Origin of the sequence: Streptomyces sp. NPDC058257 (assembly GCF_042881845.1) — a bacterium.
Classification (GTDB): domain Bacteria; phylum Actinomycetota; class Actinomycetes; order Streptomycetales; family Streptomycetaceae; genus Streptomyces.
This window is the reverse complement of sequence record NZ_JBHVXJ010000008.1, coordinates 292,599-305,876: the sequence shown is the minus strand read 5'-3', so window position 1 is coordinate 305,876 and position 13,278 is coordinate 292,599. Positions and strand designations below refer to the sequence as shown.

Sequence of the window (13,278 nt, the reverse complement as noted above, 5' to 3'; positions counted from 1 at the left end):
GATCTGTGTGGACCGCACGAACGTGGGCGGCACAGCCCAGCTGACCACCGCCACCCGCCGTGTCCCGATGTCGCTGCGCGAGCGTGCCGCCGAGGTCCTGTGGGCCAACTGGACGGGCACGTCGACGGTTCCCTCGCGCCGGCTCTACCCACACCAGTGGTCCTGGGACTCCGCGTTCATCGCGATCGGCCTGCGTCATCTCTCCCCCTTGCGGGCGCAGTTGGAGCTGGAGACGCTGCTCTGCGCCCAGTGGGGCGACGGCCGCGTACCGCACATCGTGTTCAACCCGTCCGTCCCCCTGGACGCCTACTTTCCCAGTCCCGACTTCTGGCGCTCCACGACGGCCGGGCGCCGGGCCGGAGCGCCCGGCGACGTGCAGACCTCCGGCATCGTGCAGCCACCGGTCCACGCGCTCGCCGCCTGGCTCGTCCACCGCGCCGACCCCGGTCTCTCCCGCGCCCGCTCCTTCCTGGCCCGCGCCCACCCGCGACTCGCCGCCTGGCACCACTATCTGCTGCACCGCAGGAACGTGGGCGGCGCGGGGCTCGCCTCCGTCGTCCACCCCTGGGAGCAGGGCATGGACAACAGTCCTTGCTGGGATGCCGCGTTGAGCCGTGTGACCCCGGCGGACCCGGCCGCGTACCGCCGCGCCGACCTGGACCACGGCGCCGCGGAGGACCGGCCGACCGATCTCGACTACGGCAGGTACGTACGGCTCGCGGCGGACTACCGCGAGCGCCATTACGCCGACGGGGCGGGCGGACTCACCGGCGGCGCGGGCGAGTTCGCCGTCGAGGACCCCTCGTTCAACGCGCTCCTGATCGCCGCCGAGTACGCACTTGCCCGTATCGAGGCCGAGTTGGGCCTGCACGATGCGTCCGGCGCGCGGGAATCCCGGGCGGAAGCGCTCACCGGAACCCTCGTGGAGCGGCTGTGGGAACCGGCGGACGGCCTCTTCCTCTGCCGCGACCTGCGGTCCGCGGGAGTCGACGGGAACGGTGAGCTGGTGCCGGAGCGCGGGGTCGGCGGCCTCGTGCCGCTGATCCTGCCCGCGCTGCCGCGCCGCGTCGCCACCGCCCTCGTACGGACCGCGTGCGGACCGCGCTTCGGCCTCGGCGGTCCCGCGCGGCTCGTGCCGAGCTACGACCTCACCGCGAGCGCGTTCGACCCGCGGCGGTACTGGCGCGGGCCCGCGTGGTTCAACACCAACTGGCTGCTTGAGCGGGGTCTTCGGCTGCACGGCGAGCGCGCGCGGGCGGACGGCCTGCGGCGTGCGCTGCTCGATGTGGCCGGGGAGTCCGGGTTCGCGGAGTACGTGGACCCGTACACGGGGCGTGGCTGCGGTGCGCGCGGCTTCGGCTGGAGCGCCGCGCTCACCCTGGATCTGCTGCTCGACGATCCCGCCGGGCGTGACGAGGAGCCGCACGGGAGGCCCGTCGACGGGCTCGGCGCGGCGGTGACGAGTGAGGGGTTAAGGGATGACTGATCAACGTCAACCACTCGTGCGGGGCGCTACGTTCGCCGCGCTCGGCCCGGGCGGCGACATCAGCGGGGTGCGGGACGGCACGGCCCCGGGCGGTCTGTTCGTGCGCGACGCACGGCACCTGAGCCGCTGGCAGCTGACGGTCGACGGGGTCGTCCCGGAGATCCTCGCGCCGGTGTCGGACACCGACGCGGACGCGGGTGTCGCGCGCTGCGTCCTCGTCCCGCGCGGCGGCAGGCAGGAGCCCGCGTCCTGCACGCTCTTCCGCGAACAGGCGGTCACGGACGGCGCGTTCGTGGAGTCGCTGCGCGTCACGTGCAACCGCCCGGTGCCGACGACCGTACGTCTGGCGCTGACCGTGGACGCCGACTTCACCGACCAGTTCGAGCTGCGGTCCGACCACCGTACGTACGCGAAGACGGGCGCCGTCCGGTCGCGCAAGGTCATCGGCGGTGGCGAGGGCGAGGCGATCCAGGGCATCGAGTTCGCCTACCGGCGCCGTGAGTGGTGTTCCCGTACGACCGTGACGGCGGACCCGGCGCCGGACGCGGTCGAGGAGACGGGGACCGGTGCGCGACGGCTCGTCTGGACCCTCGGCCTCGACGCGCACGGCACGGCGGAGGTGGCACTGCGTGTCGCGGCGCATCCGTATGACGCGCCGACGCCCCAGGTCCCGGCGGGACCGGCGGAGGCTTCCGCTCAGCTCGCCTCCCTGGAAGCCGATTTCGCGGAGGGCATCGAGATCCCCGGCGGCTGGCCGGAGCTGGCGGCGGCGTGCGAGCGGGGCCTCGCGGACCTCGCCGTACTCCAGGTGCCCGCGTCAGGACCGGACGGCGAGGCGCTGAGCGTCCCGGCGGCGGGAGTCCCCTGGTTCGTGACGCTCCTGGGCCGCGACGCCCTCCTGGCCTCGCTCTTCGCCCTCCCCTACCTGCCGCGCCTGGCCGCGGCGACACTCCCCGCGCTCGCCGCCGCCCAGGCCACGGAGGACACCGAAGGCGCGGTCGCCCAGCCCGGCAAGATCGTGCACGAGGTGCGGCACGGGGAGCTGGCGCACTTCGGGCAGGTGCCCTACGGGCGCTACTACGGCTCGGTCGACGCGACCCCGCTCTTCCTCGTCCTGCTCGGCGCGTACACGGAACGGACCGGCGACACGGCGCTGGCCCGCCGCCTGGAGCCGCACGCGCGGGCCGCCGTCGGCTGGATCCTCGACCACGGCGGGCTCACCTCGCGCGGCTATCTCGTCTACCGCGCGGACGAGGGCGGCCTCGCCAACCAGAACTGGAAGGACTCCCCCGGCGCGATCTGTTCCGCCGACGGCAGCCGCGCCACGGGCCCGGTGATGGCGGCGGGCGCACAGGGCTACGCGTACGACGCCCTCGGCCGTACGGCCTGGCTCGCGCGCACGGTCTGGGACGACGCGGTGTACGCGGACCTGCTCACGCAGGCGGCGGCCGACCTGCGGGACCGCTTCCAGCGGGACTTCTGGATGCCGGCGAAGGGCTTCCCCGCGCTCGCCCTGGACGGCGCAGGACAGCAGGTCGACGCGCTCGCATCGGACGCCGGGCATCTGCTGTGGTCGGGTCTCCTGGACAAGGAGTACGCCGAGGCGGTCGGCCGCCGTCTCCTGGAACCTGACTTCTTCTCGGGCTGGGGAGTCCGCACCCTGGCCGCCGGTCAGCCGGCGTACCACCCGCTCTCCTACCACCGGGGTTCGGTGTGGCCGCACGACAACGCCCTCATCGCCCTGGGGCTCGCGCGCTACGGCCTCCATGACGAGGCGCGGGCCGTGGCACGGGGCCTGGTGGCGGCGGCGTCGCGGGGCGGCGACCGGCTGCCGGAGGTGATCGCCGGGTACGGGCGGGAGTGCTATCCCGGGCCGGTTCCCTACCCGCACGCGTGTGTGCGGGAGTCGCGGTCGGCGGCGGCGCCGCTCGCGCTGCTGAGTGCGGTGGGTGGATAGAGGGGCCCGCGCGTTGCGTGCCGTTGATCACCGGCTTCGCCGAGTTCGTCCTCGATCGCCGGACGGGCTGAATGGCTCAGCCCGTCCGGCGATCGAGGACATCTTGTCGGGGTCCAGGGTGCGCAGCCCCGTGGTTCCGGGAAGCGGCGGGATGGAGGAATACCCCGCGGGGACCGCCTCTACGGCACACCCTCCACCTCCGGCAACTCCATCAACTCCCCCCGATAGCGCCCGGCCGAGCCCACGGTCTTGGGCCCGCCCAGCGCGACCACCCCCACCAACCGCTCCCCCACGAAATATCCGTAGACCACGTCCCCCTCCACCGCCTCGGCATCCCCCTCCAACAACCGGGCCACCTCCCCCGCCCCCGGCAGCCCGAACGACTGCACCCGCACGTCGAACTGGTCGCTCCAGAACGACGGCAGCGGCGCGAACGGCGCCAAGCCGTGCTTCTCGCCCCCGAGCCCGGCCACCAGCACCCGCGCCGCGTGCCGCGCGCAGTCCGCCGGCATCGACCAGTGCTCGACCCGCCTCGCGAGCGTCCCGTAACGAGGGTTCGGGAAGCGCGCCACATCCCCCACGGCCACCGCGTACGCAAGCCCCCCGATCCGCAGATGCGCGTCACAGAGGATGCCGTCCGTCAGATCGAGACCGACGCCCCCGTCCCCCTCGCCCGCCCTCAGCCACTCCACATTGGGCGTCGAGCCGACCGCCTCGACGACGACGTCGGCCGCGTACTGGCTCCCGTCGTCAAGGACCACGCACCCGTCGCCGCCCACACCGCCAAGATCAGCGACGAGCCGCCCCATCCGGAACCGCACCCCCCGCGCCTCGTGCCGCCGCCGCAGCGCACGTCCGAGCTCCTCGCCCACCGCGAGCATCATCGGCTCGGCCTCCGGGGCGACGACCATCACCTCGCAGCCCGCCTTGCGGGCCGTGGCCGCCACCTCGCAGCCGATGAAGCCCGATCCGACCACCAACACCCGCACGCCATCGGCCAGTTCGCAACGCAGCGCCGCCGAGTCCTCCAGCGTCCGTACGACATGTCGTGGCGGACCCCCGGTCAAGGGAAGCCTGCGTGGCCGCACCCCTGTGGCGGCCACCAGGCCCTCGTACCCATGGACCGAACCGTCGGCCAGGGTGAGCGTGCGCGCGGACAGGTCGGCGGACCGGACCGCCGAACCGAGCCGCCATTCCACGTCGTCGACGCTCGGGCGCCGACGCAGCGCCGTGACCGTGGCCGAGGCCTCGCCCGCGAGGACCTCCTTGGACAACGGGGGGCGGTTGTACGGGAGATGGGGCTCATCCCCGTACACCGTGATCGCCCCCTCCCATCCCGCGGCCCGCAACTGCTCGGCCGCCCGCAGCCCGCCGAGCGACGCGCCGACGACGGCGATTCCCGACGGTCGCGCCGATCCCGCCGAGGCCACGGCGGGTCAGCCCTCGACCCGGATGGCCTGGAGCGGACAGACGTCGGCGGCGTCCTCCACGTCGGCGCGCAGGGCCTCGTCGGGCGTTTCCGCGTACGCGAGACGGCCGTCCTCGTCGAGCGTGAAGACGTCCGGCGCGGCGAAGACGCACTGCCCGTGGTTCTGGCAGACGTCGAGGTCGACGGTCACCTTGAGCATGTGAACTCCCATGGGGATGAGGGGATCTAGCGGCGTGGGGGCCGCAGGCCGCGGAACTCCCAGTCGCCTCCGAAGGCCGTCGACACGACCTCCTCGGACTCCGTGGGCTGGGCACCGACGTCGGAGCGGATGGCCGTCGGACCGGTGACGATGTGGTTCGTGAGGCGGCCGAGGCCCTCGGCCTCGACCTCGACGACGTCTCCCGGCCGGACGGGCCGGGAATTGGCGGGGGTGCCGGACAGCAGCACGTCGCCCGGCTCCAGCGTGATCGTGCGGGCGATGTCGGCGACCAGATAGTGCATGTCCCACTCCATCTCGTCCGTCGAACTGTCCTGCACAAGGACCCCGTTGACGTACGTCCGCAGGTACTTGGAGTGGAAGTCCCACCCCGTGACGAGGCCCGGACCCAGCGGGCAGAGCGTGTCGGAGCCCTTGACCCTGAGCATCGAACCGGCGTCGGTGTCACGGAAGTCGTGCAGGCCGTAGTCGTTGGCGACGGTGTAGCCCGCGATGCAGGCGCCCGCGTCGGCGGGGGCGATGTTGCGGCAGGTGCGGCCGATGACGATGCCGATCTCGCCCTCGTAGTTGAGGTACTTGCAGCCCTCGGGGCGGACGACCGCGCCGCCGTGCGCGTTCAGCGCCGAGACCGGCTTGTGGAAGTAGGTGGGCGCCGACGGCAGGCCGACGCCGAACTCCTCCACTCTGCTGCGGTGGTTGAGGTGGACGGCGATCACCTTGGAGGGGTGTACGGGAGGGAGGTGGCGCGCCTCGGACGCCTTCACCCGGCGCCCGTCGGCCGCGACCAGTTCGTCCCCGTCGCGCACGACCTGGGCCGCGGCGCCTTCGAGGAGGATGCGGCGGTACTCGACGGTGGTCGTCATACGAGAAAGGCCTCACTCTCGGCGTGGTCGGTGTGCTCGGCGGAGGTGGCGCTCCAGCCGTCGGCGGGGCGGTCGAACCACAGGTGCATCTGGCCTGTGCCCACCGAGTTCTCGTAGTCGCTGAAGGCGCGCCCGGGCGCAGAGCACCGCTCCTCTCCGAGAGCGCCGATCATCATCAGGTAGTGGCCGAAGCGCGCCTCGGGCTTGTGGGTGAGGAACTCCGGCATGGTGCGCAGGACCGTGGCGTGGTCGCCGCGCTCGAACCACTCGATGCGCCGCTCGTCGGCGGCCCGGGCCTCGGGCGTACGGATGTGGGAGGGCTCGCTCGACTCGTGCGCGCGCAGTTGCCGTAGCGGCCAGAAGGTGTGCGAAAGGGCGCCGGACGCGATGAGGAGGACTTTACGGTCGGGCAGCGCCGCGATCCCGTCGGCGAGCGCGCGGCCGAGGCGCAGGTGGTCCTCGGTGTCGCCGGTCTGGCAGACCCCGATCGAGAGCCACCTCTTGTCCGGGAGGCCCTCGCCCAGGTACTTCCAGAGGTTGATCGTGGCGTAGTGGACCGGCAGGTACGGATCGTCGACCGGGGTGACCCAGGTCTCGTGGCGGTCGGCGAACTCCGCGATGGAGGCCGCCAGTTCGGGGTCGCCCGGATAGTCGTACGGCATCCTGCACATGCCGCGCGGCAGCTCCTCCGAGGTGAAGAGTCCGGCGCGGCGCGCATGCGCGGAGACGACGAACTCGACCGTGGTGGCCCAGTGCGAGTCGAGGACGACGACGGTGTCGTGGTCGAGGGTCTCGAACACCTCTTCGCGCAGGCGACGCAGTCCGGGTACGAGGCTGATCTCGCGGCCCCCGTTGAGCTCTTTGCGGGTCTCTTCGGGCAGCACGATGGTGGGCACGTGGGCGAGGAGCCCCGCCCCGACGATCTCACCCATGGCGCCCCCATCCTTCCCCCAGCTCTCGGCTCCGCTCGACCAGGGGAGACCCCACACCAAGCTCCCGGCCCCCCTCCACCAGGGGAGACCCCACTGGCGCGGTCACGGTGTTCTTCAGGTCGCAGTAGAAGTCGAAGGACCAGTCGCCGCCCTCGCGCCCGATACCCGAATCGCGGGAGCCGCCGAAGGGCGCGGACAGGTCGCGTACGAAGAAGCAGTTGACCCACACCGTGCCGGCGACGAGCCGTGCGCCGACCCGGGCGGCACGCTCGCGGTCGCCGGTGACGAGCGTCGCGGCGAGGCCGAAGCGGGTGTCGTTGGCCAGGCGCACGGCCTCGTCCTCGTCGCCGTCGGGGAAGGTCTGGAGGGTGAGGACGGGCCCGAAGACCTCTTCCTGCACGATCTCGGAGTCCTGGGCGACGTCGGTGAGGAGGGTGGGCAGGTAGTAGTTGCCGCCGAGCTCGGTGTTGCGGGCGCCGCCGATGACGGCCTTCGCGCCCGCGTCCAGGGCGCGCCGCACGAATCCGTCGACGCGCTCGACGTGCCGGGGGTGGATGTTGGGCCCGATGTCGGTGGCCTCGTCGCGCGGATCTCCCTGAGTCAGCTCTGTCACCCGGTCGAGAACGTGCCCGAGGAAAGCGTGCCGCGCGGACTCCTCGACCAGGATGCGGGTGGCGGCCAGACAGACCTGCCCCGCGTTGTCGAACTGCTCGACGGCGAGGTCGGCCGCGAGCTCCGGATCCGCGTCGGCGAAGACGAGCAGCGGCGACTTGCCGCCCAGCTCGAAGCTGCAGGGCACGAGGCGCGCGCCCGCGGTCGCCGCGATCCGCCGAGCGGTGGGCACGGACCCGGTGAAGCTGATCCGGCGCACGTCGGGCTCGGCGACCAGGGCCTCGCCCACCTCCGTGCCGTACCCCTGCACCACGTTGAAGACCCCGGCCGCAAGCCCCGCCTCGTGCGCGATGTCCGCGAAGAGCGAGGCGGTCAGCGGGGTCCACTCGGCGGGCTTGAGCACGACGGTGTTCCCGGCGGCGAGGGCGGGCCCGATCTTCCAACTGGCCAGCATCAGCGGCGCGTTCCACGGCGTGATGAGGACTGCGGGGCCCGCCGGGTCCCAGCTCACGTGGTTCGTGTGCCCCCTGGTCTCGAAGTCGTCGTGGGCGAGGGCGAGGAGGCGGTCGGCGAAGTAGCGGAGGTTGTGGGCGACTCGGGGCATGACGCCGCGGCGGTGGGAGCGCAGGAGTGCGCCGTTGTCGGCGGTCTCCACGGCGGCGAGGTCCTCGATGCGGGCCTCGACCCCGTCGGCGACCGCGTGCAGGAGCCGGGCGCGCTCGGCGGGCGGGGTGGCGGCCCAGCCGGGAAAGGCCTCGCGGGCGGCGGCGACGGCTGCCCGCGCTTCCTCCGCGCCACCACGGGCGATCTCGGCGAGCGGGGTGCCGTCGAGGGGTGAGCGGTCGGTGAAGGTGGCGGCGGCGGCCGCGCTCTCAGAGGCAGCCGCCCCCTCGGAGGCAGCCGCGCCCTCAGAGGCAGCCGCACCCCCAAAGGCAGCCGCCCCCTGGGAGGCGAAGGCAGAGACGGAGGCTACGCGCTCTCCGCCGATCCAGTGCCGGGTGTCGACGCGGACACCTGCGACGGTCGCCGTGTGCCAGGGATTCGCTGGGTGCGGGTGGTTCGCCGGGGGCGCGGGGTTGGGGGGAGCCATGACTTCCTCCAGTTCGTTTGAACCCAAACAACATTAGGAGCGGCGGGGCGACGGGGTCAACCCCTCGATCGGGCCGCACGGTTCGGCTACCGTTTGAACTCAAACGAAATACCCCAGGAGGAATCCATGCCGGACGACGCCCTGGCCACCAGCGGCCATCAGGACTGGATACGCCGGGCGGAAGCGCTCGCACTGCCCACCCGGCACCGCATCGCGGGCGCCGACGCGGACGGCTCGGGGAGTGCGTTCCCCGTCGTCTCGCCGCGCGACGGCCGCACGCTCGCCCTGGTCGCGGACGCGGGCGAGAAGGAGGTGGACCTGGCGGTCGCCGCCGCCCGCCGCGCCTTCGACTCGGGCCCCTGGCCGCGCCTCTCCCCCGCCGACCGGGGCCGGACCCTGCTGCGGATCGCCGCTCTCATCGAAGAGCACCGCTCCACTCTCGCCCTCACCGTCACCCTGGAGAACGGCAAGCCGATCACGGAGTCGTACGCCGTCGAGCTGCGCGCCCTGGCCAACACCTTCCGCTGGTACGGCCAGCTCGCCGACAAGCTCACCGACACCGCCCCGCACACCGCCCCCGAAGCGCTCGCCCTCGTCACCCGCGAGCCGTCGGGCGTCGTCGGGGCGGTGGTCCCGTGGAACTTCCCCCTGACGCTCGCGGCCTGGAAGCTGGCCCCGGCCCTCGCGGCAGGCTGCACGGTGGTCCTGAAACCCTCCGAACTGACGCCTCTGTCAGCCCTGTCGCTCGGCAGGATCGCCGACGAGGCGGGGCTTCCGCCCGGCGCCCTGAACGTCGTCGCGGGCGACGGCCCGACCACGGGCCGCGCGCTCGGCCGCCACCCGGACGTGGACGTACTCGCCTTCACGGGGTCCACCGCGGTGGGCCGTCAGTTCCTCCACTACGCGGCCGACTCCAACCTCAAGCGCGTCTGGCTCGAACTCGGCGGCAAGTCCCCCAACATCATCCTGCCCGACGCCCCCGACCTGGTGGCGGCGGCGTCCACCGCGGCCTGGGGCATCTTCTTCAACCAGGGCGAGATGTGCACCGCGCCCTCGCGGCTGCTCGTCCACGAGTCGGTGGCGGAGGAGGTGACGGCGGCGGTCGCCGAACGGGCCGGGACCCTGCGGGTGGGCGATCCGCTGGACCCCGCCACGGAGATGGGCGCCCTGGCGGGCGCCGCACGCGTGGCGTCCGTCCAGGAGCACGTGCGGCGAGGTGCGGAGAGTGGCGCGCGGCTACGGGCAGGGGGCGTACGGCGTGAAGTCGTCCCCGGAGGCAGCTACTTCGCGCCCACCGTCTTCGACCGGGTCACCCCCGACATGCCGCTCGCCCGCGAGGAGATCTTCGGCCCGGTCCTCTCCGTCCTCACCTTCGGCTCCCTCGACGAGGCGGTCACGCTCGCCAACGACACGGAGTACGGGCTCGCGGCCGGTCTCTGGACCTCGGACCTGTCGACCGCGCACACGGTGGCGCGCCGCCTGCGCGCCGGGACGGTGTGGGTCAACTGCTACGAGGAGGGGGACGTGACGGTGCCGTTCGGCGGCTACAAGCAATCGGGGAACGGGCGGGACAAGTCGGTGCACGCGGTGGAGAAGTACACGGAGCTGAAGACGACGTGGATCCAGCTGTGAGTCTCCGCCGTCCCCGCCCGCTGATCGCCCTGCCCCAGCGATATGCGGCGTCGACCTCGGCCCTTCGGTACGAGGCTGTGGTGACGGCGCGGGCGTTGGCGGAGGCGGTGTTCCGTGCGGGCGGTGAGCCGTTCATGATGCTGCCGGGTCCGGCCGGGGAGGCGGCCGCACGGCTGGCCCGGTGCGACGGGCTGCTGCTGCCCGGGGGTGGGGACCTGGCGCCGTGGCGGTACGCGGGGGGCGGCTCCGATGGGCAGGTCCAGGCGCGGACGCAGGTCGAGGTCGAGGTCGAAGTCCAGGCGCAGGCGCAGGTCCAGGCGCAGGTCCAGGCGCAGGTCCAGGTGCACGGGTCCGTGTACGACGTGGATGACACCCAGGACGCGTTCGACCTCGCCCTCGCGCGGTGCGCCCTGGCCCGCGGCCTGCCTCTGCTCGCGGTCTGCCGGGGGTTGCAGGTGGTGAACGTCGCGCTGGGGGGATCACTTCGGCAGGACATGAACGGGGCGGAGGGAGCGGGGGCCGGGGAGGGGGTGGGGGTGGGAGCGGGAGTGGGGCCGCACAGGCATGTGGTGCATTCCGTACGCGTGGCGCCCGGTTCGGCGGTGGCTCGCACGCTGGGGCCGGAGTCGTTGTCCGTCTCCTGCTTCCACCATCAGTGCGTGGAGGTGATCGGCCGGGGGCTCGTGGCCAGCGCCTGGGCGGCCGACGAGACCGTCGAGGCGCTCGAACTCGTCGATGGGAGAGGGTGGTTCCTGGCGATCCAGTGGCACCCGGAGGACACGGCCGCGGCGGATGCGGCGCAGCAGGGGCTGTTCGGAGCACTGGTTCAGGCGGCGTCCTTGCACACAGGTCCTTGGCGCATCAGTGACGCGAGTGACTGAGGCGCCCGTGGGCCGTTGTGCCCCGCGCTCCCGCCTTCCCCGTACCCTGAGGCCCCGTTGACCGGTGGGCCGGTACTACAGTCGTCGCGCATGAACGCTTCCCCGCCCACCCGGCGCACGCTCATCGGCGTGGCCGCCGTCGCCGGAGCCTCAGCGCTGACCGGCTGCGCCAAGGACGACAGGTCGGGCGGGAAGGGTAAGAAACAGCCTTCGCCCAGCCCGTCCACCACCGACGCGGCCCGGCTCGGCGAGGCCCCGCCCGCCGCCGACGCCGCTGCGGCCAGATCGACGGGCGATGCGTGGCGCTACACGCACCTCTCGCCCGAGCACAGCGCCTCCTACCTCGCACTCGCCGTCACGTCGCGGGACGACGTATGGCTGCTGGGGGCGCGGGAGACGCGATCCTCCACCCCGTTCCTCGAACACTGGGACGGGAAGCGATGGAGCGAGCCCGCACCGCCCGACGAGCTGATCGCGGGCGGCCGACGATCCTCCTGGGCTCTGGCCGCGGGCGCGCCCGGCGAGATCTGGCTCGCACAGCACACGGGGCAGGACGGACAACTCGCCGTGTTCCACCGGAAAGGCGGGTCGTGGCGACGGCTGCCCGATCCCCCGGTCACCACGGGGAGCCGATCGGCGGGCGGGGCGACGGAAGGCACCTGGTGCGTGGCCTCGGGGTCTCACCTGTGGGTCGCCCCCTACGGCAAGGTCGTGCACTGGGACGGAGAACGCTGGGATGTCCCCCCTCTCCCGTTCACCGCCGCCGCGCTCGCCGCCGCGTCCGCCGAGGACGGCACACCCCGCGTCTGGGTGGCCGGTTCGGTGGACGCCGAGTGCGGTCAGGGGGAGTGCTACCCACAGCCCGCCACCGCCCGGTGGGCGGACGGCGCCTGGCAGCGGCTCGACACCCCCTCGTTCCACTTCCCCGACCCCATACCGCCCGAGCCGTCCGCCACGCTCGACACCATCGTCCACGACCCCGTGAGCGACCGTCTCTGGGCGCTCGGCCGCCACGGCTTCAACCACGGCGAGGTGGACAAGGAGCCCGACGACGAGAGCATCCTGCTGACCGGTGACGGCACTACGCCGACCGGTGACGGCACTACGTGGAGGAAAGTGCGCGCTCCCGATCTCGGCCGGGCCTTCATGACCGCCACGACCGTCCCCGACGGAACCGGCGGGCTGCTCCTGGACTCGCGGACACGCCGCGCCGAGGGCGGGAAGGTGCACAGACTGCGCGACCCGGGCCGGCTGCCCGAGCCGTCCGAAGTGCCGAAGCCGAAGCGGAAGTACGACTTCAAGCAGCCGTTCGACGTCGCCGCGACGCGGCTGATCCCCGGCACCCGGACCGTCCTGGCGGCAGGGGTGGCGATCTTCAACAACTCCACGAGCACGGGAAACCCGCCACGGCGTCCCGTACTGGCCCGCTACGACGCGGACGGTGAGGGCTGACCCGACTCTCCCCGACACAGGCGGCGAGGTCCCGGTGCGCCGGGTTCCGGCTCCCCCGCCTGAAGCCTCGCCTCCGGAAGGCGCGGAACGGCCGGTCGGCGAGCCACCAGACGAGACCTACTACCCCTTGGCCCGCCTGCCGCTCCGGCGAGGAGCCGGCTCAGCCCCGTCCAGGAGTTCCAGCCGGCGCTCGTCCCCCTTCTCCTCCGTCTGCACCACGATCTTCCGCAGCAGATCGGCCAGCGTCCGGCACTCCTCGTCCGTCAATCCGTCGGCGACGAACGCCTCCTCCGCGTTGAACGCGGGGAACACCTTCTCCATCAGCCGCTCGCCCTCCCGCGTGAGCCGCAGCAGCGCGAGCCGTCCGTCGTCCGGGTGGCCCCGGCGTTCCAGCAGGCCCCGGCCCGCGAGTGTCCGGGCCACCCCGGTCAGCGTGCCCTTGGAGATGCCCGCCTCCTCGGCGACGTACCGCGTCTCCATCTCTCCCCAGATCCAGACCACGTAGAGGACCACGAACGACGTCCACGTCAGCTCGGCCCCGCGCAGCACGGAGTTCTCGAAGTGCTGCCGGACGGCCGACGCCGCGCGGTAGATGTTCGAGACGGCGGCCATCTGCTCGTACTTGACGGGGGTGCCGCCGAGCTTGGCCCTGACCGCCTTCTCGGTCTCGCGGATGGTGCGGTAGCCCGTCACGTCCGTATCTCCTCGTCCCTGTGCCTCGCGCGTC

At 72.8% G+C, this 13,278-nt stretch carries 11 protein-coding genes; 5 read left to right on the top strand and 6 right to left on the bottom strand.

Annotated features, from left to right (window positions below):
* Positions 1-67: 67 nt before the first annotated feature.
* Together ACFVXC_RS21540 and ACFVXC_RS21535 are read left to right on the top strand one after the other, a co-directional pair.
* Positions 68-1,486, top strand: a complete 1,419-nt coding sequence (locus tag ACFVXC_RS21540; protein ID WP_389907483.1) for a hypothetical protein — start codon at positions 68-70, stop codon at positions 1,484-1,486.
* Positions 1,479-3,443 carry a glycogen debranching N-terminal domain-containing protein gene (locus tag ACFVXC_RS21535; RefSeq protein WP_389907385.1) on the top strand — a complete coding sequence of 655 codons (1,965 nt, stop codon included), beginning with the start codon at positions 1,479-1,481 and terminating at the stop codon, positions 3,441-3,443. The genes ACFVXC_RS21540 and ACFVXC_RS21535 overlap by 8 nt, the downstream gene beginning before the upstream one ends.
* A gap of 179 nt (positions 3,444-3,622) precedes the next feature.
* Here ACFVXC_RS21535 and ACFVXC_RS21530 read toward each other — a convergent pair whose 3' ends face one another.
* From ACFVXC_RS21530 to ACFVXC_RS21510, 5 genes are read right to left on the bottom strand one after another with little or no spacing between them, the layout of a single operon-like run.
* Positions 3,623-4,873, bottom strand: coding sequence for an NAD(P)/FAD-dependent oxidoreductase (locus ACFVXC_RS21530; RefSeq protein ID WP_389907383.1), 1,251 nt, complete (start codon positions 4,871-4,873; stop codon positions 3,623-3,625).
* 6 nt (positions 4,874-4,879) lie between these two features.
* The gene (locus tag ACFVXC_RS21525) at positions 4,880-5,083 is read right to left on the bottom strand and encodes a ferredoxin (protein WP_389907381.1); all 204 of its coding nucleotides are present in this window, start codon (positions 5,081-5,083) and stop codon (positions 4,880-4,882) included.
* A 14-nt stretch (positions 5,084-5,097) separates the two neighbouring features.
* Positions 5,098-5,952 (bottom strand): fumarylacetoacetate hydrolase family protein, encoded by an 855-nt coding sequence (locus ACFVXC_RS21520; RefSeq protein WP_389907379.1) that lies wholly within the window; start codon positions 5,950-5,952, stop codon positions 5,098-5,100.
* Positions 5,949-6,884, bottom strand: coding sequence for a 3,4-dihydroxyphenylacetate 2,3-dioxygenase (locus ACFVXC_RS21515; protein WP_389907377.1), 936 nt, complete (start codon positions 6,882-6,884; stop codon positions 5,949-5,951). Before ACFVXC_RS21515 ends, ACFVXC_RS21520 begins: the two co-directional genes overlap by 4 nt.
* A complete protein-coding gene (locus tag ACFVXC_RS21510; protein WP_389907375.1) occupies positions 6,877-8,586 on the bottom strand; it encodes an aldehyde dehydrogenase in 1,710 nt (569 codons plus the stop codon). The genes ACFVXC_RS21515 and ACFVXC_RS21510 overlap by 8 nt, the downstream gene beginning before the upstream one ends.
* Before the next feature lie 126 nt (positions 8,587-8,712).
* Between ACFVXC_RS21510 and ACFVXC_RS21505 the strand changes: the two genes are divergently transcribed.
* From ACFVXC_RS21505 to ACFVXC_RS21495, 3 genes are all read left to right on the top strand, one after another.
* Positions 8,713-10,218: an aldehyde dehydrogenase gene (locus ACFVXC_RS21505; RefSeq protein ID WP_389907373.1), complete on the top strand. Its 1,506-nt coding sequence runs from the start codon at positions 8,713-8,715 to the stop codon at positions 10,216-10,218.
* Positions 10,215-11,099, top strand: coding sequence for a gamma-glutamyl-gamma-aminobutyrate hydrolase family protein (locus ACFVXC_RS21500; protein ID WP_389907371.1), 885 nt, complete (start codon positions 10,215-10,217; stop codon positions 11,097-11,099). Before ACFVXC_RS21505 ends, ACFVXC_RS21500 begins: the two co-directional genes overlap by 4 nt.
* Before the next feature lie 90 nt (positions 11,100-11,189).
* Positions 11,190-12,551, top strand: a complete 1,362-nt coding sequence (locus ACFVXC_RS21495) for a hypothetical protein (RefSeq protein WP_389907369.1) — start codon at positions 11,190-11,192, stop codon at positions 12,549-12,551.
* Positions 12,552-12,671: 120 nt separating this feature from the next.
* Here ACFVXC_RS21495 and ACFVXC_RS21490 read toward each other — a convergent pair whose 3' ends face one another.
* The gene (locus ACFVXC_RS21490; RefSeq protein ID WP_389907367.1) at positions 12,672-13,244 is read right to left on the bottom strand and encodes a MarR family winged helix-turn-helix transcriptional regulator; all 573 of its coding nucleotides are present in this window, start codon (positions 13,242-13,244) and stop codon (positions 12,672-12,674) included.
* Between the last annotated feature and the right edge of the window lie 34 nt (positions 13,245-13,278).

Coding starts and splice junctions, on each gene's coding strand:
- ACFVXC_RS21540 (WP_389907483.1), top strand. CDS start 68: ATGTCGCTGCGCGAGCGTGCCGCCGAGGTCCTGTGGGCCAACTGGACG.
- ACFVXC_RS21535 (WP_389907385.1), top strand. CDS start 1,479: ATGACTGATCAACGTCAACCACTCGTGCGGGGCGCTACGTTCGCCGCG.
- ACFVXC_RS21525 (WP_389907381.1), bottom strand. CDS start 5,083: ATGGGAGTTCACATGCTCAAGGTGACCGTCGACCTCGACGTCTGCCAG.
- ACFVXC_RS21520 (WP_389907379.1), bottom strand. CDS start 5,952: ATGACGACCACCGTCGAGTACCGCCGCATCCTCCTCGAAGGCGCCGCG.
- ACFVXC_RS21515 (WP_389907377.1), bottom strand. CDS start 6,884: ATGGGTGAGATCGTCGGGGCGGGGCTCCTCGCCCACGTGCCCACCATC.
- ACFVXC_RS21510 (WP_389907375.1), bottom strand. CDS start 8,586: ATGGCTCCCCCCAACCCCGCGCCCCCGGCGAACCACCCGCACCCAGCG.
- ACFVXC_RS21505 (WP_389907373.1), top strand. CDS start 8,713: ATGCCGGACGACGCCCTGGCCACCAGCGGCCATCAGGACTGGATACGC.
- ACFVXC_RS21495 (WP_389907369.1), top strand. CDS start 11,190: ATGAACGCTTCCCCGCCCACCCGGCGCACGCTCATCGGCGTGGCCGCC.